Here is a 25,921-nt window from a genome sequence, read left to right on the forward strand (position 1 = left end):
CAGCTCTCAATTACCTTGAGCTGGTTTTTTATGTATCTCATTATATTAAATTATATAAGGGCATCCTTAAGAAACATTTTCCTTGTCACCGGTGTATTCATGCTCCCAAAAATCGGCGTTTTTTATGCCTAAAGCTTTGGGATTGAAAACCGGATCGACCCCTGCCTTCTTTTGCTTTTCGTAATCCTTTAACGTAATAAGCGCCGGTTTAGCAAGAATTAAAATGGCAATGACATTGAGCCATACCATAATGCCTAAACCCGCATCCCCTAATGCCCAAGCCAGCTCTGCCGTACGGACGGATCCATAGAAACTAGCCGCCAGGATGATGAGCTTCAAGGCGAACATGGCCCATTTACCATTCCGGTTGCGCATTAAATAGGCGATATTGGTTTCAGCAATATAATAGTAGGCCATGATCGTCGTAAAGGCGAAGAAGAAAAGGGCGATTGCAACAAATCCAGCACCAAAACCTGGGATAACGCTATCGATTGCCGCTTGTGTATACCCTGGACCAGGTGTTACATCTCCCAAATTATTGACGATATATGAACCATTTTCCGCTTGTGTATTATACATGCCTGTAAATAAAATCATGAAGGCCGTAGCGGAACAAACGAACAATGTATCGATATAAACCGAGAATGCTTGGACAAGTCCCTGCTTTGCCGGATGTGATACTTCAGCCGCAGCCGCCGGATGAGCGCCTGTCCCTTGGCCGGCCTCATTCGAATAAACGCCGCGTTTCACTCCCCAAGCAATCGCCATGCCAATGATCCCCCCAAATGCAGAATCCAACCCGAAGGCACTTCTGAATATCAAAGAAATGACTCCTGGTAATTCAGTGATATTCAATAGGACGATGACAACAGATAGCAATATATAACCTAGAGCCATGAAAGGCACGATTAAGGTTGCAGCATTAGCTATCCGTTTTACACCGCCGAATATAATGAAGCCCAGTAAAAGGACGATTGCCAAACCAGTGAACACCGGTTTGATGCCGAATGCATTTTCCACCCCGGCAGCAATCGAATTGGATTGAACACCTGGCATAAGGATTGCCATGGCTATAAGGGCTGCAAATGCAAAAAGAACAGCAAACCACTTCCACCCTATCCCCTTTTCAATATAATAAGCAGGGCCTCCCCGATATTGTCCATCCTGTTTGACTTTATAAATTTGAGCTAAAGTGGATTCCACAAATGCACTAGCCGCTCCTATGAAGGCGATGGCCCACATCCAGAAAACTGCACCGGGACCGCCAAAGGCGATAGCCGTTGCCACTCCTGCAATATTACCTGTACCCACCCGCCCTGAAAGGGCTATTGATAAAGCCTGGAATGAAGAAACCCCCGCTTCCGAACTTTTGCCTTGGAACATCAAAACGACCATTTCCTTAATATGCCTCACTTGCAGAAACCGGGTTAAAATAGTGAATAATAAACCTACTCCCAATAAAATATAAATGACTGGTGCACTCCATAAAACCCCATTTAAAGCCGTAATAAAATCAGACAATAAAGCTCCCCCTTTATATTTTGAAAATTCTAATTTATCTTTTAATGATTATATTTCATCTTGATGGATTAAACAATAGTTTTCGCGTCAGGAAACCTAACATGAACATTTTTATTTTTCCACTTGCAAATGCCCCGATAATCACATTCCGAATTCAAAAAAACGCCAGCGATTCCGCCGGCGTTTTTTACATATAGGTCAAGATACTTTAATCGCACCCAATATTTCCTGTTCCAATTGATTGGTTCTCTCCATTTTTGTTGATTCCGTCCATCCAAAATATCCAGCCATATAATCGATCACTGCATGTTTATGCGTTTGGACTAAATCGATATCGAATAACAGTGTCCCCGTCCTGCGGAAAAAGAAATCCACTGGAGTTGCGGCCATTTCATGATCTAGTGCGTATTTCAGCTGTACGAACAATTTCTGCGGAAGGCCGCTGCTTGCTCCTCCGTCTCCTTCGCTTTTTGCGATATCGAATAACACAGGTGCGTTGGAGCCGTACATGGCCAATATCGCTTCGGAGTCCTTTACAGGGAGTCCTGAGTCAACCCCCATTTGAATATGTTGCTTGATATAATCGGAGAAGTTGCTTGATCCCCCGACATCCCCTCCCGAAATCGGCATGCCTTTAGTGCTGCTGGCTGGGTAAGTTTTATTGGATTGCTGGGCAAGCTTCCCTGCCAAAAGGTCGACCGTCGTTTTTGCCATTTTGCGATAACCGGTCAATTTCCCTCCCGCAATCGTGATAAGGCCAGAATCGGACTCCCATATTTCATCTTTCCTTGATATCTCAGAAGGATCTTTCCCTTCTTCAAGAATCAACGGCCTTACCCCAGCCCAGCTAGATTCGATATCATCATCCGTAATGTTCACTTCCGGAAACATATAATGTATGGACTTTAATAGATAGGCACGGTCTTCGGAAGTAACGGTCGGCACTGCAGGATCACCATCATAAAAAGTGTCCGTAGTCCCTACATAAGCTTTACCGGCTCTCGGGATGGCAAAAATCATCCGGCCATCAGGCGTATCAAAATAAAGCGCCTGCTTCAACGGGAACTTCGATTGGTCGATGACCACATGAACACCCTTGGATAACTTCAGCGTTTTCCCTTGTTTCGATTGGTCCTTCTCACGAATGGAATCCACCCACGGACCCGCTGCATTAATGACTTTGTCTGCGTATATTTCATAAGCATCACCTGAAAGTAAATCGGCAACTTGGACGCCGTTCACCTTACCATTTTCATATATCAATTGGTCTACTTTTGTATAATTTATCGGTGTTGCACCTTTATCGACCGCCGCCTTCATGACTTCAATCGTAAGACGTGCATCATCTGTACGATATTCAACATAGTAGCCTCCGCCCTTCAGTCCCTCTTTCTTAACGAGAGGCTCCCGTTCTAGTGTTTCATCCACCGAAAGCATTTTCCTGCGTTCAGCTTTTTTAACCCCCGCAAGGAAATCATATACCCGAAGTCCAATAGAGGTACTGAATTTCCCGAAGGTGCCACCTTTGTGCATCGGTAACAGCATCCATTCCGGCGTGGTCACATGCGGTCCATTTTCATAAACGATTTCTCGCTCTTTACCAACCTCGGCAACCATTTTTATTTCAAATTGCTTCAAATACCGCAATCCGCCATGAACAAGTTTTGTCGAGCGGCTTGAAGTACCTGCTGCAAAGTCCTGCATTTCAACCAAAGCCACTTTCATTCCACGGGTCGCTGCATCCAGGGCAATCCCTGCACCGGTAATTCCCCCACCAATGACAACCACATCATATTTCTCTTTTTTAAGAAGTTCGATCGTTTCTTCCCGATATATATTTGAAAACCTCATCCCTGATTCCTCCTTAAAGTATTGCATTCTATAGTTTTTTGTATGAATTCTGCGTTTACAGGTGAATTCTGCACTTTTACTCGTGAATTTACACGGTTTACTCGTGAATTCTCGCTGTTTACTCGTGAATTCTCGTTATTTACTCGTGAATTCGCGCTGTTTACTCGTGAATTCTCGCTGTTTACTCGTGAATTCTTCTCTTACTCGCGAATTTACGCTGTTTACTCGTGAATTCTTCTCTTACTCGTGAATTCACACGGTTTACTCGTGAATTCTCACTGTTTACTCGTGAATTCTTCTCTTACTCGTGAATTCTGCACTTTTACTCGTGAATTAGCGCTGTTTACTCGTGAGTTCGGTCATTATATTCAATTGGTTCATTTGTTCGCAAAGTTTATATAGATATTAATATCCCTAATCTGCCATTAAAAACAAAAAAAGAGACCATAAATGCACATTATCGAATTAACGATAACGCATTCATGGTCTCTCCTGTTCTCCGGCCGAGTTATTAACTTGATTTCATTATAGCATACTCCTGCTCATTTGAGAAAGAATACATCTTGTTTTTTATTTAAACGCCATAGCGGCATGTACAGCTTTTTTCCAGCCTTCATATAATTTTTCACTATTTTGCTCTTCCATGGATGGTTTAAAGGTTTTGTCTACCGCCCATTGCCGGGAGATTTCTTCTTGATCCTTCCAATACCCGACAGCAAGGCCAGCTAAGTATGCAGCACCTAATGCTGTAGTTTCGTTTATGGTCGGCCTCTCGACGGGCACACGTAATAAGTCGCTTTGGAATTGCATCAAGAAGTCATTCTTGACTGCCCCGCCATCAACTCTTAATGTCTGCAGCTCGATTCCTGAATCCGCCTCCATTGCATCAAGGACATCCTTCGTTTGATATGCAAGTGATTCAAGTGTGGCACGAATGAAATGTTCTTTGGATGTGCCGCGCGTCAAACCAAAAACGGCTCCCCGCACTTCGCTGTCCCAATATGGAGTACCAAGTCCTACAAAAGCCGGTACCACATATACTCCATCCGTACTTTCCACCCGTTTTGCATAGGCTTCGCTGTCCTTGGCATCATGCAGCATCCGCAGACCATCGCGCAGCCATTGGATGGCGGAGCCAGCTACGAATATACTGCCTTCCAGTGCATATTCGACCTTCCCATTCAATCCCCAAGCAAGGGTCGTCAATAGTCCGTGTTCGGAGCTGACAGCCTTGGCTCCTGTATTCATGAGCATGAAGCAGCCTGTTCCATACGTATTTTTAGCCATTCCTTCATTAAAACAGGCTTGGCCGAATAATGCTGCCTGCTGATCACCGGCTGCCCCGGCGATCGGAATCGATTGGCCGAAGAAATGATATTCGATCGTACGAGCATATTCCTCAGAGGAAGGCCTTACTTCCGGCAGCATCGACTTTGGTACAGTCAATATCTCAAGCAGTTCTTCATCCCATTTCAGTTCATGGATATTGTACATCAATGTCCGGGATGCATTGGAATAGTCCGTTACATGAGCCTTGCCTCCTGATAGCTTCCAGATCAGCCAAGTATCGATGGTACCGAATAACAGCTTGCCTTCATCCGCCTTTTGTCGTGCCCCTTCCACATTATCGAGGATCCATTTCACTTTCGTTCCGGAAAAATATGCATCTATCAACAATCCCGTTTTATCCCGGAATAGATCATTAAGTCCCTTTTCCTTCAAATCATCACAGATTTCACTTGTTTGCCTGGACTGCCATACAATCGCATTATAAACAGGGGTACCTGTTTCCTTATCCCAAACGACTGCCGTTTCACGCTGATTAGTGATCCCGATACCGGCAATTTGCTCTGGCTTTACACCGGATTCAGATAGTACACCTGCAATCACCGCCAGGATCGATCCCCAAATCTCATTGGCGTTATGCTCAACCCAGCCTGGTTTAGGGAAATGCTGCGTGAATTCCTTTTGGGAGGAATGGACGATTTCCCCCTTTTCATTAAATAAAATCGCCCGCGAACTTGTTGTTCCTTGATCTAATGATAAAATGTATTTTTCCATTGTGTATGCCCCTCCTTTTAATTAACTGGCGATATTTCTGCTATCCAATTCATGTGACTGTTTTTTACCAAAAGCATAGGCTAATATCAATAGTACCAGGCTTGCACCCAAAACAGACCAAAATCCTGCTGTTATTTCCCCCATAAAGAATGCTTTATAACAAACGGCACCAAGTGAACCTCCAACAATCGGTCCAATGACCGGAATCCATGAATAGCCCCAATTGGAATTGCCTTTACCCGGTATCGGCAGCAAAAAGTGAGCGATGCGCGGCCCCAGGTCCCGGGCCGGGTTAATGGCGTATCCTGTCGTTCCCCCAAGTGACATCCCGATCACGACAATCAATAACCCGACTGCGAATGGGTTTAGACCCTCTGTAAAATCATTGGCACCTATAAATAATAATCCAAGAACAAGGATGAAAGTTCCAATCATTTCACTTAATAGATTTGAAAATGTGTGCGGGATCGCAGGTGAAGTCGCGAACACACCAAGCTTCGCTCCTGGATCATCCGTAGCTTTCCAGTGTGGCAAATAGTGCAGGAATACTAGAGTTGCGCCCAGGATTGCGCCAATCATCTGGGCAACGATGTAACCGGGCACATCACTCCAAGGAAATTCTCCAATAATGGCAAAACCTACTGTGACCGCCGGGTTTAAATGCGCCCCGCTTATGGACCCCACTGCAAAAACACCCATAGTAACGGCCAATCCCCACGCAATCGTGACAACGATCCAGCCGGCATCTTTTGCATAGGAACCCTTTAAGGATGAACCAGCCCCAATACCTGCTCCGAATACAACTAATATCATCGTGCCTAACACTTCTCCCCAAAATGGAGTCATGATAAAACCCCTCCCCTGATAAATTTTTAAACCTTGCCAACAAATAAAAGGAGATCCACAGCAGAACTATCTTCATAAATAAATTATGAATAGATCTGTTGTGAATCTCCTAGTCTCCGTCACATATATTAACTTGTACTGTAAAATATACTAGGTTATGAAAACGCTGTCAATATTTTGTGAAAAATTAATCTGTTTTTCTGTAATTTTTTTCAATTTTCCCCTATTAGACGATATCCCATAATTCAGTTTTGGATGTGGTGATCGACGAAGCTCCAGCATCAAGGGCATTCAGGACTTCATCCGAAGTACGTATGAGGCCGCCTGCAAAAATCGGTGTCTGCAATCGTTCCTTCACTTCTTTTATCATCCATGGCATGGCGCCCGGCAATACTTCGATATAATCCGGCTTGGTTTTCTGCACCAGCTTATAACTTTTCTCAAGCGCATGTGAGTCTATTAAAAAGATTCGCTGGATGGCAATGACCCCCTTTTGCTTCGCCTTCAATATAACGCTTGATTTAGTCGAAATCAGCCCATAGGGATTATATTCCTGGCAAATGAATTCTGTCGCGTACTCATCACTTCTTATGCCATGGATCAAATCGACATGATAAATCATTTTCTTATTATGCTGTTTTGCCATCATACTTACATTTTTCAATTGTGATATATGCAAATCAAGAAACACACCTATTTCATAGGAACTTTCTAGAAATCTTTCAAAATCCTTCATGCTTGCTGAAGCAGGCAAAATCTTTTGATCCATCATTATCCTCCTCATTCCCAGAAAAACTCAAAACTTCAAGTTATTTAGTATATTTTAAAGAGCTTGATTTATCAATCACATTTTTTTCATGCCCAATCTCACCATAACACTAAAATACCTGGCACTCCCTTTATAGATTACGGATAAGGTTGTATGTAAAATATCCCTTAACTCATAAAGAAAGTTTCATTTTCAATGCACCTTCGACAAGTTCATACGATTTAATTGTACCCACCGGAATTTTTCTCACGATGTTCCAAGCATTAACATTCATTTTGATCGTTCTTTTTTCAAATTCAAAAAATGGCGGTCTGTTAAATATCCTTTGGTTGATGAAATTCCTGTCAATTGGTTCCATTTCCACTAATTCAAATGAAATCGTTCTTTTTTCCACATGATCCGGTTTTAATGTAATCCGGAAAGCTACGTTTTTCTTAAACATCATTTTTTTCACTTCCATCGTTCCGGAAAGCACCATATGCTTTGGCGTAATCTCGACTTTAATATCCTGACCAGATGATTTCATTTTTATGATTCTCTCTATCATAGCTTCAGTTACCGTTATCGGTATGCCACTTTTGAATGGACTCATCCTTGCATTCCCTCCCCACTCAAAGCATATGCCTGATTCCCGGGTGCCGTTAACATTTCAGCGTGAATTAATAAACGGTATATTCTAAATATTCAACCTCCAACGCTTGACCTTTGTAAAAACTACCTGTATAGTCATAATTAATTTAATAGACAACTCTTATCCAGAGAGGTGGAGGGACTGGCCCTTTGATGCCTCAGCAACAGACTGATCATGTACTGTGCTAATTCCAGAAGTGTAAAAACTTGAAGATAAGAAGAGTATATAGCTTTGTTGCCAACACCTCTTCTTATTTTTTAAGAAGAGGTTTTTTATTTTTAAAAGGAAAGAAGGAATGCAACATGTCAATCACATTAACGAAAGCACCATTCAGGGCCGATCACGTCGGAAGTTTATTAAGACCGGAACGTTTACATATTGCCAGAAAGCAATTCAGGGAGGGTACCCTTTCAGCAGAGCGGCTTCGTGAAATTGAAACCGAAGAAATCAAACGGATTGTCGATAAGCAAATTGAAGTTGGATTAGAGGCTGTTACGGACGGCGAGTTCAGACGAACATGGTGGCACTTTGACTTCCTCGAACATTTAAATGGCATCGAGGGATATGTGACTGAAAAAGGTCTCACATTCGATGGTGTGGAAACAGAGAGATATAACGTTCGCAATACCGGGAAGGTTTCATTCAATCCTGAACATCCCTTCATTAGTGATTTCATTGAATTGAACAAAATCGTGAACGGACGTGCCATTGCCAAGCAAACCATTCCCAGTCCGAATCAGTTATTTGCTGCAGGCATTCATAATGAAGACATCTACCCTGATATTGAAGATTATGCAAATGATATCATTAAGGCGTATCAGCATGCTTTGAAAGCCTTTTATGAAGCAGGTGTGCGTTATCTTCAATTGGATGATGTATATATTGCCAGACTTTCAGCTCCGGATTTCCAGTTCAAAGATGGAAAATATACGAGGGAACAGTTAATTGATCTTGCACTTCGTGTCATTAATGGAGCATTGGAAGGCAAACCAGAAGACCTTGTCGTCACTACCCACCTATGTCGCGGAAACTATCAGTCGACTTGGGCGTTTGAAGGAAGCTATGCCCGTATCGCCCCAACTTTATTGGCAAAGGAAAAAGTGGATGGATTCTTCTTGGAATATGATGATCAACGCTCAGGGGATTTCAAACCATTGGAATACATTCCAAATGGCGGTGCACAGGTTGTACTGGGTGTCGTCACTTCAAAAAATGGCGAAATCGAAGACAAGGAAGCTGTTAAGGCACGCATTAAAGAAGCCTCGCACTTCGTTCCTCTCGAACAATTATGCTTAAGCCCGCAATGTGGCTTTGCCTCCACCCATCACGGCAACAAACTGACCGAAGAACAGCAATGGGAAAAGCTGAAATTCGTCGTTGATGTAGCAAAAGAAGTATGGGAATGATTTTTTTGCGGAAACTTTAATACTGATTTACAAGATTCAACAACCTAATCGGCATTATATAAGCGTGCCGATTAGGTTTATACTTAAATCCTAAAACTGAAAGCAAACAAAAAAAGAACGGCCAGCACGTTCCCTTTTTTACTTGCAGCTATCATCATCAGCATCATCCATTTTCTTCACAAATATATCATCCGTCACCCTATCTTCCAGCTTGTTCCTCAAGGCCAATTCCGCAGCCTTCCCATCACTAGGCGATCCGTCCGAGAAATACATCGGAAACAAGGAGAAAAACATAACATAGAAAGAAAAATAGATGAATTGATACCAGATTACCGAGCTGTCCAGGATATTCTGATACACTAAGCTATATATGATCAGCATGCTGATTAAATTAAAGATAGCCCCCCCTAAATATATCAGCGTATTCGTCAATCGATTATCATGTTTCAATCCCTTGAACTCGCAAGTCCCATTCCAAAAATAATATTTCCTCACCTCTATGTTCCTAAAAGCAAAAAGTTTATTACCACAACCGATCAAGATTTTCTTTTCTGATCCCCCAAAGATCGTAACAAAGAAAATATGCCCGCTCAAATGTATCAGCGTAACGATCGGCATGATCAAAAAAAAGGAAAATAGAAATTTAATGATATCAGAGAGACCAAACATGTTTAATCACCCCTCCTTACCAGAGCATTTTCAGGATGCTACTCTGATACCCTGCCCACACTAGTTATAACTAGTAAATTTTCACAGTAGTAATATGTTGCTTTCCACATGTGATAAGAGGATAATTTGTTCTCTTCTGCTTAATCCGGCCTACCACCGATTAATTCGACCTATCTCCAGCTATATTCGACCTATCTCAGCTTTATTCGACCTTCTCCCAATGATGTCGACCTTCCTCCTGCTTTTTCCGGCATTCAAAAACAGGCTATCTCCTTCCAAAAAACTCGGAAAAGTGATAGCCTTTACATCTTTATTTAGCGATTGGGGGTGCGAAGAATTTCTGCGTTGTTTTGTCCTGGCCTCAAGCCTGCATGTTTATATTCAGGGGTGAAAACCGATGTTTTGATCGGGCAGGCGATTTGCTTCTGGACATTTCCTTTTCCGTCAGGTACCTCGACGATCATTCCCCTCTCCTTCAATTGGGGGTGTTCGGCCGCTTCGGTGAAGGTCAACACTGGTTCTGCGCAGGCCTCAAAATCAGCGAATATTCCCTGCCATTCTTGAAAATCTCTTTCAAGGAAAGCAAGTCGGATGGCCGTTTTAAATCTGATTCCGCTTTCTTCATCGCTTTTCATGCTCAGTTCATACAATTCGGGTGCACCGATCGCTTCGCATAATGCTTTTCGAAATGGGGGCTCAAGGCTCCCTACCGAAAAATGGCGTCCATCTTTCGTTTCGTAAAAGTCATAAAAGGACCCTCCGTTCAACATCATTTTTTCTGGTTCAAGCTCGAGGCCCCCTTGTAAATTCAAAGGTGCGGATATGGCATTCAAGGTAAAACTGCAGTCGGTCATGCTGATGTCGATGGCTTGGCCGAATCCCGTTCTTTCCCTGTGAATGACTGCAGATAATATACCGATAACAGCATGCAATGAGCCTCCGGCAAGATCTGCTATTTGGGTTCCGTTTTTTGCCGGTCCGCCCTTTTTCGTACCGGAATAGCCTGATAAGCCAGCAATCGAAATATAATTAATATCATGTCCCGGTCGGTCTTTATAGGGACCAGTCTGGCCGAAGCCCGTGATGGAACAGTAAATCAGCTTTGGATTGATTGATTTTAATGCCTCATACCCCAGTCCCAGACGTTCCATGACACCTGGACGGAATTGTTCAATGACGATATCGTATTCCTTCACTAGGTTTTTTACGGATTCGATTGACTCAGATTGTTTTAAATCCAGTGTGATCGACTTCTTCGATCTGTTAAGATATTGGTTCACACCCCATGAATCCTTTGCTCCCGGCCTCTCTACCTTCAAAACATCCGCTCCTAAATCCGCTAGCATCAAAGTGGCAAATGGGCCTGGCAGTAACGTTGAAAAGTCCAATACTTTTAAATGAGTCAATAAGGTCATCAGCCGTGCACCTTCCCTTTCCATTGAAAATATTAAAAGCTTTCCCCGTCGTTCTGTACATTCAATTTTGCAGAGATTACGATTATCATATAACACCTCTCATCGGATATGTATAATTTTCCATTCAACAAAAATAAAAGCGGAATCGGCTTCCTAGCTTTTTGATTATGAGCCTAAAAAGTAAAAGCCGGACAATTTAATACTGCATTGTCCGGCTGATTTCACTTTAAGGTAGTTCATTCATATTTTTTGTCAAAGTCAAATTCGACTTCATCAAGTTTAACGAATTTAGTTTTTCTTATCAGTTTATAGCCAAACCATAAACCAAGGAAAAGCGGGATTCCCAGGTATGCAGCTATAACACTGCCCCAATCGATCTGGTCTGAGAAAAAGGCTTGGATATTTTGGGACAGGATGACGATCATGCCAATTGCAATGGCAAAGATCGGACCTATCGGAAACCATAATGCCTTATATGGCAGCTTCTCCAATGAATGGCCTTGAGCGATGAATGCTTTGCGGAAACGATAATGGCTGATGGAAATGCCCAGCCAAAAGATGAATCCTGTAATTCCAATGGCATTCATTAACCAAATATACACTTTACCATCACCGAATACGGAAGCTAAAAAGGCTAGCATACCGATGGAACATGTCAAAATCATTCCTGCAACCGGTACCCCTCGTTTATTAAGTCTTGCAAAAATACGCGGTGCTTGGCCATCTTTTGCCATGGAATATAGCATACGCGTAGATGCATATAGACTAGAGTTACCTGCTGATAACACCGCTGTTAAAATGACTGCATTCATAAGTGAAGCTGCAAAGGCTACTCCAGCCTTTTCAAATATGAGCGTGAATGGGCTTACCATGACGTTATCGCCTTGTAAACTTGAGCTTGTATAAGGGATAAGCAGTCCTATCACAAAGATTGCCAATACGTAAAAGAGCAGGATTCTCCAGAAGACACTTTTAATGGCCTTCGGTATATTCCGTGCAGGATCTTCACTTTCACCGGCAGCCACGCCGACGATTTCAGTACCTTGAAAAGAAAAGCCGGCCGCTATGAACACGATGAAGACACCCATGAACCCACCCGGGAATGGCGCGTCATCGACGGTGAAGTTTTTAAATCCTACTGCTTCGCCGCCCATAATGCCGATAATCATTAATATCCCAACGATTATAAAAATAACGATGGCTGTAACTTTTATGAAGGAAAACCAGTATTCGCCTTCACCATACCCTTTAACCGATAAATAGTTTAATAGGAAAATGAGCACCAAGAATGATGAACTCCACAACAATGATGGACTATTCGGAAACCAGAATTTCATGATCATTGTTGAGGCTGCCAACTCTGCCGCTATCGTCATCGACCAATTGAACCAATACGTCCATCCCAAGGCAAACCCAAATGCCGGATCGACGAATTTCGATCCATAGGTACTGAATGAGCCGCTTGTCGGCATGAATGCTGCCAGTTCCCCTAAGCTCGTCATCACAAAGTACACCATTGCCCCAACTAAGGCATAAGCAAGTAATGCGCCGCCTGGTCCAGCTGTATGAATGGCTGCCCCGCTGCTGAGGAACAGCCCGGTGCCAATAGCCCCTCCAATGGAAATCATCGTTAAATGGCGGGATTTTAAACCGCGCTTTAGTTCTTGTCCTTCTTGCTGTGGAGGATGCAAGATGTCATGTTCTTGTTTTGGTATCATAAATTTTCATCCCTTTCTATATAAGCGCTTTCAATATGGAGAAATCCATTTAATAAATTTTCCTATTTCATAGACTTTCAAATAGACCTAATTTACAATTCGAATTCCTTTTCTGAATATATGCAATTTTCATGCCAAATTTATAAAACGCAATATTCAACAAATCATCAAAAAAATCGCCTTAAATAGACAAATTCTTTTGCACTTTACGCCACGTTTTTTTGCACATTACGCCATGTTTTTTTGCACTTTTATTCATTTGGTTCAATTTTAATACATATTACTAAAAGAATATATTCAAAGAATATTTCTACTAAAAACCATTTTTCTCCATTTTATTCCTTTAAATGTCATATTTTTTTCAAGTTTTCTCTATTTGATAATAAATATGAAACGATGTAAAAATGAGGTATTCTCATGAAGGAGTTGAGTGTTATGAAAGGTAAGGTATTTTTAGGAACTGCACTATCCATCGGTCTATTATTTTCTGCTATTCCCCATCAAGAAGCCTTAGCGGCAAAAAATGTGTTAAGTGTTGAAAAGTACAATAAGCATAAGGATTCGCTAGAATACAAGTCTGGGAAACTTACGGACCCATCAAAGCAAACGGCAGAAGATATCATTCTTACCTTTTTTGATGAAAACAAAAAGTCTTACAAGCTAGAAAAGCAAAAGGCGAAAGACTCCTTCACGATTCAGAAAGAAAGCAAGGATGAATTAGGCAATACCGTCCTTAGATTGCAACAAACCTATAAAGGCGTACCTGTATGGAATTCCACACAAGCAGTATTGATTGACGCTAAAGGTGTATTGACCGTCGTATCCGGTACGGTTGAAGCCAATCTAAACACGAAATTAGCCAAAAAGGCTAAAAAAGGCATCAGTAAATCCGAAGCTATCAAAATAGCGGAAGCGGATCTTGGGTTCACTCCTGCCTATGAACAATCACCTGAATCTGACCTATATGTATACGCAAATGAAGGCAAGGCCGATTATGTATATAAAGTCAATTTGAAATTCTTAAGTCCGGAACCAGGAAATCATAATTATTTCATTTCAGTCAAAACGGGTAAAATCCTGAATAAATATAATACACTAGATGAAGTGACGGGAACCAATTCCGTCGGAACGGGCACGGGCGTCTTAAACAACACCGTGTCGCTGAACACTACCTTATCCAACGGTCGATACTACTTACAAGACAATACACGCGGTAAAGGCATCTACACTTATAATGCCAATAACCGTTCAAGATTGCCTGGTACACTCTTTTCCAACACAACAAATGCTTTTACCACTTCTGCCGATAAAGCTGCGGTGGATGCCCATTATTATGCGGGTAAAACCTATGATTATTACAAATCGACATTTGGACGGAACTCTTATGATGGAAATGGAACCATCCTGAAATCAACCGTACATTATGGCTCAAGATACAATAATGCTTTCTGGGATGGTACCCAAATGGTTTACGGTGATGGAGATGGCACGACGTTCATCCCATTGTCCGGGGGTCTCGATGTCGTTGCACATGAACTGACGCATGCGGTGACTTCCTCGGAATCGAATCTTACCTATCAATATGAATCCGGTGCTTTGAATGAAGCGATATCTGATATTTTTGGCACCGTTGTAGAATTTAAGAATCAAAGTGCCAAAGCCGATTATTTGGTCGGGGAAGATATTTACACTCCTAACATTTCCGGTGATGCACTCCGCTCGATGGCTAATCCAACATTGAATGGTGACCCTGACCATTATTCGGACCGTTATACAGGAACGGGTGATAATGGCGGCGTTCACACGAACAGCGGAATCATTAATAAGGCAGCTTATTTAATCTCTGCAGGCGGAACCCATCATGGCGTGAGTGTATCCGGGATCGGCATTGATAAACTAGGAACCATCTTTTACCGGGCAAACACAACTTATTTAACTACCTCGTCGACTTTTTCACAAGCCAGAGCGGCAGTCATACAATCAGCCTCTGATTTATACGGATCAAGCAGTGCTGAAGTCACAGCAGTCAAAAATGCCTTTACAGCTGTCGGTGTGAATTAAGAGATTTATCTATATGACCGGCACCTCCCTAGCTTCACTTCTAGCGGAGGTGTTTTTTCTTATGCGGGGCTATCCCGATAATTTGAGCAGTTCGCTACCTTTTTTCGGCCTTCAAGTGAAGAATTCCGTCCTTTGGTACGGGGAGAGCCTCAATAAAAACAATCTTGTCGTTTGCTAAAAATGATTAATTCCGTAAAATAGTTGCTTTTCTTCTTATTAACTGTCAAGCTTAGATGATCTGGACTATATTGAATAGAACAAGTAGGTGACGAACATGATTGAAGTTAAAACTTCCACACTCAGTGATGGTGAGTTCAATAGAGGCGTATTCGCAACACGGGATATTAAAAAAGGTGAGCTTTTGCATGAGGCACCTGTCATTGCATATCCAAACGAGGAGCATGTTTTCATAGAGAAGACATTGCTGGCTGATTATGCGTTTGAATATGGTATAAACCATACTGCCATGCTTTTAGGCTATGGCATGTTGTTTAATCATTCTTATACACCCAACGCTACGTATGACATAAACTTCAAGAATCATACGTTTGATTTCTTTGCTTACACCGACATAAAAGCAGGAGAAGAAATCCTGATTAATTATAATGGTGAAGTCGATAATGAGGATCCGCTTTGGTTCAATAAAGAAAATGATGGTGAAGATGAAGCTGAATGATCATTGATCATTCATGAAAGCACTTGTACTTTTGAAAGACCTGTCCAAGGGTCTTCAAAAGAAGCGGGTGCTTTCCTTTTTCCTTTTACCTGCTTGATGAATTCACTGCTGGATTTTACTAAAAGGATATAAGCAATAAAAAACCCCATTAAGAATAACTTAATGGGGTCATTTCACGTTAACGTACGGATGGGTTACTTGATTTCGTTTTGGTTATTGATTGGAATTGGCCCTTAACCTTATCAATGGTTTCTGGTGTGGCTAGAGACCTTATTTGACTCATCGTTTTTTCACGGGTTTTCTTATTGCGCATTAAAAATGCGGCTGCTCCTATCAGGACGGTTCCAAGCATTTTGTTTGATGGCATGTTAGTTTCCTCCTTCAAGTTAGTCCTATATAGTATTCCCCCTATCAGCTAATTTAAACAAAAGCATATTTTTGAGAGAGCGGTTTCGCTTTTATTCATCCTCGCTCAGGCTTTCGATAAACTTTATGCTTTCGGGATTTTTCACGACTTTTTCAGCTTGATCCGGGTCAGCTTTCGTTTGCTTCATGTTGTTAAGTTTATATGTCAGCACTCTTTTCACTGACTCGTCAATTCTATCCATTGGAACTTCCCCTGCTTTTACTGCTTGCAGTAATCCGTTATAAACCTCAAGCTCATGGGAATATTCATGACAGACAAGTAATAAATCAGCTCCTGCAAGGATTGCCTGTTTCCCCATCTCTTCATAGGAGAAATACTTGTTCACAGCACCCATTTCCAAATCGTCTGTAACGACAAGTCCTTCATATTTAAGTTTCCCCCGAAGCAGGTCTTCGATGATGATTTTGGAAAGGCTTGCTGGTTTTTCTTTATCATAGGCTGGATATTTAATGTGGGTCACCATCACGAAAAACTTTTGGTTATCCAGTTCACTTATGATTTGCTTGAAAGGATAAATATCCGAATTTTCCAGATCAAGTTGGTTTGCCTCCACGGATGATGTTTCGACATGCGGATCGATTTCGCTGCGTCCGTTTCCAGGAAAGTGCTTCAATGCACCAGTTATCGATACATCGTTCAAGCCTTGAATGGCTTTCTTTCCGTATTGATACACCTTTTCCGGATCTTGTCCCAATGAACGCTTATCCGTTTTCGATAGATCAAGAACAGGGGCGAAATTAATGTTAATCCCCATGGAGCCCAGTTCTGTCCCATTCAATTTGGCCACTTTGTACACGTCTGTAACAGATGCATTTTTTCCAAGGTCCTGTTGCGCAGGGAGGGGCGATACCCTTTCCTTCATCCGAATGATGTCCCCGCCTTCCTGATCGATGGCCACCATCAACGGAAGCGAATGGGTACTTCGATCGGCCGTTTGCTGAAGCGAATTGGATAGCCTAGCCACTTGTTTAGGGGATTTCATATTGCGGTCAAAATAAATGACGCCCCCTATATGTTTTTGTTCGATAAGCTCCGTAATTTCACTGCTCTTTTCGGTTCCCTTGAAACCGACCATCATAAGCTGTCCGATTTTTTCTTCAAGCGTCATTTTTTTCAGCAATTTTTCTATTCTCTCATGATTATCCGCACCGGCGTCTTTCCCTTTTTCCGCTCTGGAATTCACATCCATATTCAACTGAATGAACACCACTGTAAAAGCGAGAATTGCGATGAGGAAAAGACCCCAATATATATTTTTTTTATTCTTCATGCTTTGACCTTCATTGACATTTTCTCTGTCCTTCCTTGATAGCCCTTTTATTGATTTCGCTGCACACTTCTTAATCATGTTCATAAAGTGACAATTCTATATCATCATTGCGGATTTTTTTGAATAAAGCATTAGCCGCGTACCATACTACAAACATAGCCTAATTAAAAGGAGATGCCCCCATGAACGGAATCTTTAAGAATATTGCCGTCACCTTCAGTCATGCAGTCGATTATGCAAAAGAAAAAATAACGGCCATTACAGGAACAACTTCTGTTACGATAACGGAATTGAGTGAGCACATCATCAATCAGCCTGAAACAAAACTAATCAGGAAAAACCTTTTAGGTATACCTTTTTCTTTTTATCATTTACAAAAAGAAGACGTTACGTACTATTTGGAAATGAAAAGCTCACAGGTTCTCCAGTTGGATGTTCAAGCGCATAATCATACGATTGTGTCTTACAGGTCTTATAGAGATAAATCCAGCTTGCCCACGGCCATTAGATTTCCTAAAACCCTTCTATCCGAATGACTTCGTTACAAAAATAAAAAAGCTGATATCCCCTGCATATGGGGTTATCAGCTTTTTTCAAATCTTATAGGGAGAAAAAACGGTCTCTTTCACTTGAAATCCATTTCTCTGCATCTTCTTCATCCTTTTTAACCAAGCGGTTAACGAGGATATCATGCCAAATGTAATTTTCGAGAAAATTGATATGAATGGGATCATCTGTGTAAAACGCCGTTTCCCTCGTTTCGGGAGAAGGGCCGTAAATCGTCTCCTTGCCATCGATGGATAAGATGAACCATTTATTTTCTCCGATATTTTCCACATAGCTTGTTTTTCGATGTATATCTATACCTGATAATGGGTTTTCAACCTGAAATGCAATCCCCTTGAGAGTGCAATGACCGGCGACCCCTTTTAGTTCTTGTTCAAGTTTTCCATACATCTCGTCCCATAAGGAAACCACCACCCTTTTCTCGGCTTTGTGAATCAAAGTACGGCAGAAGGATAGGATGTGCCCTTCACCCTTAAGGGTCATTACACGATTGTCAGACATCGGTTCGATTTCCTCGAATTGCTTTAGTGTATGGCTGATGGATTGATAGGTATTGTTCCATTTTGATTGAACCGATTCCAAAAAAACATCGACTGGTAGCGGTGAATATTGTATCGAGTCATTGATTTCCTCTTTTAAGACGATTCCTTCTTCTTGCAGTCCATTTAATATTTCATAGATACGGGCCCTTGGAATTCCTGATTCCTTGCTTACTTGATAGGCACTGGTTGGGCCTTGGCGAACCAAAGAAACATAAGCCTTTGCTTCATATTGACTAAACCCGAGAGACTGTAGTTTTTGAATGATATCTTGCATAGTACCTCCTAGTGCTTTTAGTAAGTTATATGCCTATCATACCAAATCTCTTATCGAAATCTATTCGATTTCAATCGGTATGACTCATAATATTCTTATTTACAGAACGGTTTCTATTAGTTACTATCTAAATAGTGACTAATTAAAAAACTTGGGTTATGACTTCAGCAAAACAAGCAATCCAGCCATAATGCCATTGATACGGAGGCTTCTTAGATGGAAGATATACAAATTTCAACACTTTTGCTGCTGATGTTTTTCGGATTTTTGGCAGCATTCATTGATTCTGTGGTCGGCGGCGGTGGCCTGATTTCCATACCCGCTTTATTATTTTCAGGACTTTCCCCGTCAGCAGCGATCGCAACGAATAAGTTAGCAAGTTCCATGGGGTCTTTAACAAGTACCATTGCCTTCATTCGCTCAGGTAGAGTTGATTTCAAATTGGTTTCCAAGCTTTTCCCACTGACTTTCATAGGTTCCCTGCTAGGGGCTTGGGTCGTCAATTTCGTCTCACCTGAATTATTAAAGCCAATGATCTTGGTTCTATTAATAGCTATTGCCATTTATACCTTTTTTAAAAAGGACTGGGGACAGAAATCGACTTACCATAAACTCACATGGCAAAAGACTGCACTATTTGCGTTCGCTATATTTGCCATTGGTTTTTATGATGGTTTTTTGGGCGCTGGAACGGGATCTTTCATTTTGTTTGCCTTTTTAATGATTGGCTTTGATTTTTTGCACTCTGCAGGAAATGCAAAATTTTTGAACTTCGGAAGTAATTTGGCAGCACTGATCATGTTCATATTCCTTGATACCGTCAACTTTTCCTATGGAATACCGATGGGGATCTCCATGATAGCAGGAGCATTGGCCGGTTCTAAATTTGCCATTAAGAAGGGAGTGGCATATGTAAGAGTATTATTTATCATAGTAACCGTCATTCTGATCATGAAAAATATAATGGATTACTTAATGGGCGGCTAATTTTTTAAAAAAATAGAATTCAGCACCTGATTCCCGCCACAGTATGTGACATATAGGAATTATTTGGGTATATGATAGGTATAGACTGTGTGGAAAGGTGTGGTTGGATGATTGAAAAGTGGAATGGCGAAGAAATGGCAGATGTATCAGGGCAAACCATTGTGATTACTGGTGCCAATAGTGGGCTTGGCTTCGAAACGGCTTTTGCACTGGCTGGTAAGGGGGCAGAAATCATCCTTGCTGTCCGGAATGCTTCAAAGGGAGAAAAGGCGGTCGATAGAATCTTATCGGTCCACCCTAAGGCAAATGTACGTGTGATGCAGTTGGATTTAAGTGACTTAAGCAGCATTCGTCATTTTACTGATTCCTTTCAGGAAAACTATGACTCACTCTCCGTCCTCATCAATAACGCAGGTGTGATGATTCCGCCATACAGTAAGACGAAAGATGGTTTCGAGCTGCAATTCGGCAGCAATCATCTCGGACATTTTGCTTTGACAGGTCTCCTTCTTCCGCGAATCCTTTCTACGCCAAAATCGCGTGTGGTCACATTGAGCAGTTTGGCCGCCATCAATGGATATATAGACTTTGAAAATCTAAATGGTGAAAACGGTTATAAACCAATGAAATACTATGGGCAAAGCAAGCTTGCCAATCTACTCTTCGCCCGTGAGTTACAGAACAAATTCAACCAGCATGGTGCAAGTCAGATCAGTGTTGCCTGTCATCCGGGCCTTTCCCATACTAATCTCATGTCACGCGGATCGGGCAAACCCATAAATAGATTCGTGCATTTCCTTTCGAAAACCATCACCCAGCCGGCAAGTATGGGAGCATTGCCTACCCTTTATGCCGCAACGGAACCTACATTAACAGGCGGGGAGTATATCGGACCCGATGGAAAGAAGAGCAGAAAAGGCTTTCCTAGAAAAGACGATATCATCGATACCTTATATAATGAAGAAACTTCGAAAAGATTATGGGACATTTCAGAAACCTTGACAGAGGTCAAATATCGTTTCACTGTAAGCATTACGCCAAATTGACTCTATATTTCCCCTGTTTCCTCATGTACAGTGCAAAAAAAAGAGGGAGCATCATGCCCCCTCTTTTCGCTTCCATCATTCAGCGTCAAAAACTTCGACTTTTTCCATTTTGTCGCCATTTTTCATAGCTTTGGCTGTTTCAAGTCCAGATGTCACTTTACCGAATACTGTGTGAACACCGTTAAGATGCGGTTGTGGTTCGTGCACGATAAAGAATTGGCTTGAGCCTGTATCTTTTCCGGCATGTGCCATAGATAGGCTTCCTGCCTCATGTTTATGAGGGTTTCCTTCTGTTTCACATTTGATTTGCTTACCGCTACCGCCTGCGCCTGTTCCTGTTGGATCTCCGCCTTGGCTTACGAAACCAGGGATGACACGGTGAAAGACCACGCCATTATAAAATCCTGTGTTTGCCAAGTTTTCGAAGTTAGCCACTGTGTTCGGTGCTTCGTTCGGGAAAAGGTCGAATTCGATTTTTTCTCCATTTGCCATAAGTATGTATCCTTTTTTAGCCATGTAAAACATCTCCTTTAATATGAACTGAATCAAATCTAATAGTACCATTTTTAGAAGCAGAAAGAAAAGCAAGCGCTACTTATTTCGAATTGTATCATTATACATTCCTATATTTTTTCTTTTATAATGGGGTAGATTCATCATTATAAGGGGGAACGTACCATGATTCAGCAATTTGATGCTTTAGTCGTGAACAAGCAAGATGATCAATTCACCGTTAACATTCAGCAACTATCACTTGATGATCTACCTCAAGGCGAAGTGCTCATCCGTGTTCATTATTCCGGTGTGAACTATAAAGATAGCCTTGCAGCCATTCCGAATGGAAACATCGTCAGCAGCTATCCGATCGTTCCGGGCATTGATATGGCTGGTGTTGTCGTTTCATCTGAGGATTCCCGCTTTAAAGAAGGAGACGAAGTCATTGCGACCTCCTACGGGATTGGCGTTTCCCAATCAGGAGGCTATAGTCAGTTTGCCCGTGTTCCTGCAGAGTGGATCGTCCCGCTACCTAATGGCCTTACAATGAAAGAGGCGATGATCATCGGAACGGCCGGTTTCACTGCAGCACTATCGGTTCTGCGATTGGAAGAAAATAACCTCACCCCTGAGCAAGGGAGCGTTCTCGTCACTGGTGCAACTGGCGGGGTTGGCAGTTTCGCTGTCTCGATCCTTTCCAAACTTGGCTATTCCGTTGAGGCGAGTACAGGAAAAGAAACGGAACATGGATACTTGAAGAAAATCGGTGCGGCGACCATTGTATCGCGAGAAGATGTATATGATGGCAAGCTGCGGGCACTGGGCAAGCAGAAGTGGAGCGGGGCGGTAGATCCCGTCGGCGGTGAACCGCTAGCATCGGTCCTTAGCCAAATCAAGTATGGCGGGGCTGTGGCGGTCAGTGGATTGACAGCTGGTACAAGCCTTCCTGCCACCGTCTTTCCTTTCATCCTAAGAGGGGTTAATCTTCTTGGGATCGATTCGGTCAATTGCCCGATGGATACAAGATTGAAAGTTTGGCATCGCCTTGCCACCGACTTTAAACTGGAGCATTTAGAACAGCTCGTTCAACAGGAAATTACACTTGAAGAATTGCCTGACGTCCTTCCTACCCTATTAAAAGGGGAAGCAAGAGGCAGAACGATCGTTAAGCTATGAACCAAAAAGTGACGAGAGCATGGCTTCTCGTCACTTTTCATTGTGAACTTTCATTGATAGGGAGACTGATATCTACAATCGTCCCTTGTCCCACTTCGCTGCTGAAATGAATTTCCCCATTATGCTCATGGATGATTTTAGTGCTGACCATGAGCCCAAACCCTGTTCCTTTTTCAGATGTGCTATAAAAAGGCTGGCCTAGATGCTTCATGCGCTCATTTGAGATTCCGCAGCCTTGATCAATGAACCGGATCATTGCAGAGTCACCTTCATGGTTTAACTGTATATGAAGTTTGCCGCCATTCGGCATGGCTTCTATCGCATTATTGACGACATTCGTGAATACTTGTTTTAACTGATTCGGTTCGCCAAAGACAGATGCCGAATCCGCATTATATTCCTTGATGATTTCGACATCATTCAATATCGCTTGAAACTCGGCTAAAGTGATCACACTATCCAAAATATCGTTAAGCTGAAAGAATTCACAAACCTTCGCTTCTGGCTCTGCTAAACTTAAAAACTCATTGGCCAGGTTTTCGATTTTTTCTACTTCACTGACGATCATTTCAAGATAGTCCTTTTGCTCAGGGTCTTCCCTTAATAATTGTAAAAATCCTTTGACCGTAGTTAATGGATTTCTTATTTCATGTGCGATGCCCGCAGCCATCTGTCCTACCGCCGATAACATATTGGATTTACAGAGCAGCTCTTCGGTCTTTTTACGCTCCGTAATATCCCTGCAAAATACCTGTATGGCCGGTTGACCTTTATATATAATCGGAAGACCGAGTGTTTCTCCATAAAATACTTGTCCGTCAAGTCGAATGAACTTTTGTTCCAGTAATCCAACCGCCTGATGATCGTCCCTCATGATCTCGATTCTTTTTTGTACACTTTCCCGGGACTCCAGGTGAACGAACTGAAAAACCGATTTACCGATAATATCTTCCACACCATCCATCCCAAGCATTTTTGCCCCCATGGGATTCATATACTCTATTATCCCATTGCGATGTACAAAAATCGCTTCAGGTGACACCTCAACTAAACTGCGATACCTTTGCTCACTTTCCTTCAAGGCAGCTTCAGCAAGTTTTTGATTCGTGATGTCCCGATAAACGAAAACGAGTGCACACGGCTCATTTTCATCATTACGGATATTGAACAGGGAAATGCTTACATCGATTAACTGGCCATCCTTCCTTAACCTGACCGTTTCAAAGCCTTTCCTTTGTACCCCTGCCTTAATCTGGTCATGCAATTCATTGACTGAATCCTTCAAGAAATCAGGAATAATTGGAAACGGCATGCCTCTGAGCTCATCATTCGTCCAACCGAAAAACTCTTCAAAAGCTTCATTCACTTGAAGGGTCTTTCCTTTCAGATCAACAATGGAAATGGCGTCCGGGTTGTTCTCCATGAAAGACCTAAATTTCTCGGTATTATCCTCCGGCTGTTCTCCCATTTGCCCTTGTCCATAATTAATAAGCCTTTTACTCATCAATTTTTTTATTCCTTTCTTATCCGGAAATTTACAGTCTCAATTTTACAGTATCAGTAAATCATTTGCCAGTTTTATCATATGATTTTTCCAACTTAAGGATTGATGCACAAAGAGGCTAAACCCCAATAAGGTTCAGCCTCTTTCTTAAAATGTATTATAAATATTTGGACATTCTGTACCTGTTGGTTCATAAAAGCAATGGAGCTTGAAACGTCCAACCAGCGGCTGATTATACCAGGTTGCCGGACAATCTCCCGGTGGCCTGAAATACCAAAGGCTAAATTTCGAGGGCCATATCCTTTCACCATTTACACTGCGGCGTGCAAGCCTTTTTTCCCTGTCCCTTGCCCGCTGATAAAAATACCCCTTCTGTACAGCTTCGAAGGCATGCTCCTGATAGATCATGTCTGGAATCGTCCTCAGCCCTTTGAAATCGGAACAATTCGACCTAATCCGATTGATCCCTACATTACCGATCATCAACATGCCCTGATCACCTTCGCCCTCGCCTTCCGCCCTAAGCAATCTTGCCAATAAGGCTATATCGGCATCAGTGTGCTTTACAACGGCCATTCCATCACCTCCACTTTTTTTATCCTATGCCTCGGAGATGGAAAAATACTCCGTTTATTAACAAAATCTTCATATGGAGTACACGTCCTATCAATAATACAACCCTATACTTAAGTAAGGCTGGATAGCACGCGTGGCTATCATGGTATTTGGCGAAGGCGGGGCCAATACTTTCTTTATACATATAAAAAAGGCGGCACATATTGTGCGTCTCGGACTGTAGGCAAACTCGATGAAAGTCGAGTTTATCTACAGTTTTTTAAGGGTTTGTACAATTTGCCTTCAGGCACTCGCTTAACACAAAAAGGTTTCGGAATGGTGTCATTCCGAAACCTTTTTGTCTGCAAACTGAGGCGCACACATTGTGCCGTCTTTTATCTTGTCATTCTTTCGCTTCAAATGCCGCTTCAAACGCCAATGATACCTTTTCGAACTCTTCATCCGATTCGATATCGAGCAGTTCACCTTCGCCTTCGACCCTGAAAAAGAAAATATCTATATCTTCATCTGTATCCTCTTCAATATCTTCAAGCAAACCTACTGCAACATATTCCGTTCCTTCTACATCCAATGAACCTAAAACCTCAACTTCATGGCCTTCATCACTGTCATCAGTAAGGGTGAAAATTTCACCTTCACGAATTTTTCCCATACTACCTCTCCTCTCATATCCATTAATAATGGAGTTGTTTCCATAGTATATCTACTATTCCATTTAGAAACAAATTTTTGCCCCGGAAAATGTTAAATTTCATTCCTACACGAAAAGAATCATTCAATAGTTATTATGGAAGAAAAGTATTATCCTATAAGCCAATTCTCATTTTTCATTATTTACCAATACTTTACCTTTTTTAACATCATTTAAAAAATTATCTAAAAACGGCTATAAAAATGTAATTTAATTCCGAATAATCTTATATATACTAATATTAGCAAATTGAATCTGGATTTAAAGAAGGAGGAAGATTTCTTGGCTGTGAAAAGGGTCGATCACATTGGCGTTGTTGTAAAAGATCTTGAAAAATCCATCGCCTTTTATCAAGATGTACTGGATTTAAAATTAAAAGCACGCATGACTCATACTAATGGGGTAATCGAACTGGCATTCCTGGGTTACGAAGAGTCGGACGAAACAGAAATAGAATTGATTCAGGGATATAGCGACACACTGCCATCCGAAGCAACGATCCACCATTTTGCCATTACTGTGGATGATATCGAAGAAGAATATGCCCGGATCAAAAGCTTGGATAACACCGAGTTGATTGATGAAGAGATCGTCACCCTTCCAAATGGTTATCGCTATTTCTACGTATATGGACCGGAAAAAGAGTGGATTGAATTTTTCCAAAGGTAAAAAGCATACTAAAGCAGAGTCTTAAAGACTTCTGCTTTAGTATGCTTTTTCAATATTTTAGCAAAATTCACAG

Annotated in this window: 24 protein-coding genes and 1 riboswitch; of the genes, 8 read left to right on the top strand and 16 right to left on the bottom strand. The window is 41.9% G+C overall.

Annotated elements, in window-relative coordinates; all coding sequences use genetic code 11:
- Positions 1 to 66: 66 nt before the first annotated feature.
- The 6 genes from ACIQZD_RS14470 to ACIQZD_RS14495 all read right to left on the bottom strand — a co-directional run bounded on the left by ACIQZD_RS14470 (position 67) and on the right by ACIQZD_RS14495 (position 7,640).
- Positions 67 to 1,521 (bottom strand): alanine/glycine:cation symporter family protein, encoded by a 1,455-nt coding sequence (locus ACIQZD_RS14470; RefSeq protein WP_402903832.1) that lies wholly within the window; start codon positions 1,519 to 1,521, stop codon positions 67 to 69.
- A gap of 198 nt (positions 1,522 to 1,719) precedes the next feature.
- On the bottom strand, positions 1,720 to 3,372 hold the full coding sequence (locus ACIQZD_RS14475) for a glycerol-3-phosphate dehydrogenase/oxidase (protein ID WP_402903835.1): 1,653 nt from the start codon (positions 3,370 to 3,372) through the stop codon (positions 1,720 to 1,722).
- 570 nt (positions 3,373 to 3,942) lie between these two features.
- Positions 3,943 to 5,433 carry a glycerol kinase GlpK gene (gene glpK, locus ACIQZD_RS14480; RefSeq protein WP_283899189.1) on the bottom strand — a complete coding sequence of 497 codons (1,491 nt, stop codon included), beginning with the start codon at positions 5,431 to 5,433 and terminating at the stop codon, positions 3,943 to 3,945.
- Between the two features lie 21 nt (positions 5,434 to 5,454).
- Positions 5,455 to 6,279 (bottom strand): MIP/aquaporin family protein, encoded by an 825-nt coding sequence (locus tag ACIQZD_RS14485; RefSeq protein ID WP_402903840.1) that lies wholly within the window; start codon positions 6,277 to 6,279, stop codon positions 5,455 to 5,457.
- Between the two features lie 226 nt (positions 6,280 to 6,505).
- Entirely contained in the window at positions 6,506 to 7,048 is a 543-nt protein-coding gene (locus tag ACIQZD_RS14490) for a glycerol-3-phosphate responsive antiterminator (RefSeq protein WP_048683275.1), read from the bottom strand.
- Positions 7,049 to 7,220: 172 nt separating this feature from the next.
- The gene (locus ACIQZD_RS14495) at positions 7,221 to 7,640 is read right to left on the bottom strand and encodes a hypothetical protein (RefSeq protein ID WP_402903843.1); all 420 of its coding nucleotides are present in this window, start codon (positions 7,638 to 7,640) and stop codon (positions 7,221 to 7,223) included.
- A 156-nt stretch (positions 7,641 to 7,796) separates the two neighbouring features.
- A riboswitch (SAM riboswitch) is annotated at positions 7,797 to 7,898 on the top strand.
- An 83-nt stretch (positions 7,899 to 7,981) separates the two neighbouring features.
- Here ACIQZD_RS14495 and ACIQZD_RS14500 point away from each other — a divergent pair.
- Positions 7,982 to 9,085 (top strand): 5-methyltetrahydropteroyltriglutamate--homocysteine S-methyltransferase, encoded by a 1,104-nt coding sequence (locus tag ACIQZD_RS14500; RefSeq protein ID WP_402903846.1) that lies wholly within the window; start codon positions 7,982 to 7,984, stop codon positions 9,083 to 9,085.
- A 138-nt stretch (positions 9,086 to 9,223) separates the two neighbouring features.
- Here the strand turns inward: ACIQZD_RS14500 and ACIQZD_RS14505 are convergent, their stop codons facing one another.
- From ACIQZD_RS14505 to ACIQZD_RS14515, 3 genes are all read right to left on the bottom strand, one after another.
- Positions 9,224 to 9,754, bottom strand: coding sequence for a hypothetical protein (locus tag ACIQZD_RS14505; RefSeq protein ID WP_402903849.1), 531 nt, complete (start codon positions 9,752 to 9,754; stop codon positions 9,224 to 9,226).
- Between the two features lie 314 nt (positions 9,755 to 10,068).
- On the bottom strand, positions 10,069 to 11,169 hold the full coding sequence (locus ACIQZD_RS14510) for a CaiB/BaiF CoA transferase family protein (RefSeq protein WP_402903852.1): 1,101 nt from the start codon (positions 11,167 to 11,169) through the stop codon (positions 10,069 to 10,071).
- A gap of 236 nt (positions 11,170 to 11,405) precedes the next feature.
- On the bottom strand, positions 11,406 to 12,887 hold the full coding sequence (locus ACIQZD_RS14515) for an amino acid permease (protein ID WP_402903855.1): 1,482 nt from the start codon (positions 12,885 to 12,887) through the stop codon (positions 11,406 to 11,408).
- A gap of 435 nt (positions 12,888 to 13,322) precedes the next feature.
- On the opposite strand from ACIQZD_RS14515, the gene ACIQZD_RS14520 reads away from it, so the two are divergent.
- Positions 13,323 to 14,948, top strand: a complete 1,626-nt coding sequence (locus ACIQZD_RS14520; protein ID WP_402903858.1) for a M4 family metallopeptidase — start codon at positions 13,323 to 13,325, stop codon at positions 14,946 to 14,948.
- A 274-nt stretch (positions 14,949 to 15,222) separates the two neighbouring features.
- Complete coding sequence (locus ACIQZD_RS14525) at positions 15,223 to 15,624, top strand: SET domain-containing protein (protein WP_034310428.1); 402 nt, start codon at positions 15,223 to 15,225, stop codon at positions 15,622 to 15,624.
- 178 nt (positions 15,625 to 15,802) lie between these two features.
- On the opposite strand, the gene ACIQZD_RS14530 is transcribed toward ACIQZD_RS14525, so the two are convergent.
- Positions 15,803 to 15,991, bottom strand: a complete 189-nt coding sequence (locus ACIQZD_RS14530; protein WP_101223561.1) for a hypothetical protein — start codon at positions 15,989 to 15,991, stop codon at positions 15,803 to 15,805.
- A 91-nt stretch (positions 15,992 to 16,082) separates the two neighbouring features.
- Positions 16,083 to 17,321: a beta-N-acetylhexosaminidase gene (nagZ, locus tag ACIQZD_RS14535; RefSeq protein ID WP_402903861.1), complete on the bottom strand. Its 1,239-nt coding sequence runs from the start codon at positions 17,319 to 17,321 to the stop codon at positions 16,083 to 16,085.
- A 182-nt stretch (positions 17,322 to 17,503) separates the two neighbouring features.
- Between nagZ and ACIQZD_RS14540 the strand changes: the two genes are divergently transcribed.
- Entirely contained in the window at positions 17,504 to 17,857 is a 354-nt protein-coding gene (locus ACIQZD_RS14540; protein ID WP_402903864.1) for a hypothetical protein, read from the top strand.
- A 64-nt stretch (positions 17,858 to 17,921) separates the two neighbouring features.
- On the opposite strand, the gene ACIQZD_RS14545 is transcribed toward ACIQZD_RS14540, so the two are convergent.
- Positions 17,922 to 18,704 (bottom strand): TrmB family transcriptional regulator, encoded by a 783-nt coding sequence (locus tag ACIQZD_RS14545; RefSeq protein ID WP_402903866.1) that lies wholly within the window; start codon positions 18,702 to 18,704, stop codon positions 17,922 to 17,924.
- Between the two features lie 216 nt (positions 18,705 to 18,920).
- On the opposite strand from ACIQZD_RS14545, the gene ACIQZD_RS14550 reads away from it, so the two are divergent.
- Positions 18,921 to 19,691 carry a TSUP family transporter gene (locus ACIQZD_RS14550; protein ID WP_402903869.1) on the top strand — a complete coding sequence of 257 codons (771 nt, stop codon included), beginning with the start codon at positions 18,921 to 18,923 and terminating at the stop codon, positions 19,689 to 19,691.
- 107 nt (positions 19,692 to 19,798) lie between these two features.
- Complete coding sequence (locus ACIQZD_RS14555) at positions 19,799 to 20,737, top strand: oxidoreductase (protein WP_402903872.1); 939 nt, start codon at positions 19,799 to 19,801, stop codon at positions 20,735 to 20,737.
- A gap of 75 nt (positions 20,738 to 20,812) precedes the next feature.
- Here the strand turns inward: ACIQZD_RS14555 and ACIQZD_RS14560 are convergent, their stop codons facing one another.
- Positions 20,813 to 21,253: a peptidylprolyl isomerase gene (locus ACIQZD_RS14560; RefSeq protein ID WP_063234129.1), complete on the bottom strand. Its 441-nt coding sequence runs from the start codon at positions 21,251 to 21,253 to the stop codon at positions 20,813 to 20,815.
- A 162-nt stretch (positions 21,254 to 21,415) separates the two neighbouring features.
- On the opposite strand from ACIQZD_RS14560, the gene ACIQZD_RS14565 reads away from it, so the two are divergent.
- A complete protein-coding gene (locus ACIQZD_RS14565; RefSeq protein ID WP_402903876.1) occupies positions 21,416 to 22,408 on the top strand; it encodes an NADPH:quinone oxidoreductase family protein in 993 nt (330 codons plus the stop codon).
- A 37-nt stretch (positions 22,409 to 22,445) separates the two neighbouring features.
- Here the strand turns inward: ACIQZD_RS14565 and ACIQZD_RS14570 are convergent, their stop codons facing one another.
- From ACIQZD_RS14570 to ACIQZD_RS14580, 3 genes are all read right to left on the bottom strand, one after another.
- Positions 22,446 to 23,912: a PAS domain-containing sensor histidine kinase gene (locus ACIQZD_RS14570; protein ID WP_402903879.1), complete on the bottom strand. Its 1,467-nt coding sequence runs from the start codon at positions 23,910 to 23,912 to the stop codon at positions 22,446 to 22,448.
- A gap of 147 nt (positions 23,913 to 24,059) precedes the next feature.
- A complete protein-coding gene (locus ACIQZD_RS14575; RefSeq protein WP_137020264.1) occupies positions 24,060 to 24,488 on the bottom strand; it encodes a cell wall hydrolase in 429 nt (142 codons plus the stop codon).
- 382 nt (positions 24,489 to 24,870) lie between these two features.
- The gene (locus ACIQZD_RS14580) at positions 24,871 to 25,140 is read right to left on the bottom strand and encodes a DUF1292 domain-containing protein (protein WP_137020263.1); all 270 of its coding nucleotides are present in this window, start codon (positions 25,138 to 25,140) and stop codon (positions 24,871 to 24,873) included.
- Between the two features lie 321 nt (positions 25,141 to 25,461).
- Between ACIQZD_RS14580 and ACIQZD_RS14585 the strand changes: the two genes are divergently transcribed.
- Positions 25,462 to 25,848: a VOC family protein gene (locus ACIQZD_RS14585; protein ID WP_253512541.1), complete on the top strand. Its 387-nt coding sequence runs from the start codon at positions 25,462 to 25,464 to the stop codon at positions 25,846 to 25,848.
- The last annotated feature ends 73 nt before the right edge of the window (positions 25,849 to 25,921 follow it).

It is taken from the genome of Peribacillus sp. NPDC096447, from assembly GCF_044762725.1.
Taxonomy (GTDB): domain Bacteria; phylum Bacillota; class Bacilli; order Bacillales; family DSM-1321; genus Peribacillus.

Coding starts and splice junctions, on each gene's coding strand:
- ACIQZD_RS14475 (WP_402903835.1), bottom strand. CDS start 3,372: ATGAGGTTTTCAAATATATATCGGGAAGAAACGATCGAACTTCTTAAA.
- glpK (WP_283899189.1), bottom strand. CDS start 5,433: ATGGAAAAATACATTTTATCATTAGATCAAGGAACAACAAGTTCGCGG.
- ACIQZD_RS14485 (WP_402903840.1), bottom strand. CDS start 6,279: ATGACTCCATTTTGGGGAGAAGTGTTAGGCACGATGATATTAGTTGTA.
- ACIQZD_RS14490 (WP_048683275.1), bottom strand. CDS start 7,048: ATGGATCAAAAGATTTTGCCTGCTTCAGCAAGCATGAAGGATTTTGAA.
- ACIQZD_RS14495 (WP_402903843.1), bottom strand. CDS start 7,640: ATGAGTCCATTCAAAAGTGGCATACCGATAACGGTAACTGAAGCTATG.
- ACIQZD_RS14500 (WP_402903846.1), top strand. CDS start 7,982: ATGTCAATCACATTAACGAAAGCACCATTCAGGGCCGATCACGTCGGA.
- ACIQZD_RS14505 (WP_402903849.1), bottom strand. CDS start 9,754: ATGTTTGGTCTCTCTGATATCATTAAATTTCTATTTTCCTTTTTTTTG.
- ACIQZD_RS14510 (WP_402903852.1), bottom strand. CDS start 11,169: ATGACCTTATTGACTCATTTAAAAGTATTGGACTTTTCAACGTTACTG.
- ACIQZD_RS14515 (WP_402903855.1), bottom strand. CDS start 12,887: ATGATACCAAAACAAGAACATGACATCTTGCATCCTCCACAGCAAGAA.
- ACIQZD_RS14520 (WP_402903858.1), top strand. CDS start 13,323: ATGAAAGGTAAGGTATTTTTAGGAACTGCACTATCCATCGGTCTATTA.
- ACIQZD_RS14525 (WP_034310428.1), top strand. CDS start 15,223: ATGATTGAAGTTAAAACTTCCACACTCAGTGATGGTGAGTTCAATAGA.
- ACIQZD_RS14530 (WP_101223561.1), bottom strand. CDS start 15,991: ATGCCATCAAACAAAATGCTTGGAACCGTCCTGATAGGAGCAGCCGCA.
- nagZ (WP_402903861.1), bottom strand. CDS start 17,321: ATGAAGAATAAAAAAAATATATATTGGGGTCTTTTCCTCATCGCAATT.
- ACIQZD_RS14540 (WP_402903864.1), top strand. CDS start 17,504: ATGAACGGAATCTTTAAGAATATTGCCGTCACCTTCAGTCATGCAGTC.
- ACIQZD_RS14545 (WP_402903866.1), bottom strand. CDS start 18,704: ATGCAAGATATCATTCAAAAACTACAGTCTCTCGGGTTTAGTCAATAT.
- ACIQZD_RS14550 (WP_402903869.1), top strand. CDS start 18,921: ATGGAAGATATACAAATTTCAACACTTTTGCTGCTGATGTTTTTCGGA.
- ACIQZD_RS14555 (WP_402903872.1), top strand. CDS start 19,799: ATGATTGAAAAGTGGAATGGCGAAGAAATGGCAGATGTATCAGGGCAA.
- ACIQZD_RS14560 (WP_063234129.1), bottom strand. CDS start 21,253: ATGGCTAAAAAAGGATACATACTTATGGCAAATGGAGAAAAAATCGAA.
- ACIQZD_RS14565 (WP_402903876.1), top strand. CDS start 21,416: ATGATTCAGCAATTTGATGCTTTAGTCGTGAACAAGCAAGATGATCAA.
- ACIQZD_RS14570 (WP_402903879.1), bottom strand. CDS start 23,912: ATGAGTAAAAGGCTTATTAATTATGGACAAGGGCAAATGGGAGAACAG.
- ACIQZD_RS14575 (WP_137020264.1), bottom strand. CDS start 24,488: ATGGCCGTTGTAAAGCACACTGATGCCGATATAGCCTTATTGGCAAGA.
- ACIQZD_RS14580 (WP_137020263.1), bottom strand. CDS start 25,140: ATGGGAAAAATTCGTGAAGGTGAAATTTTCACCCTTACTGATGACAGT.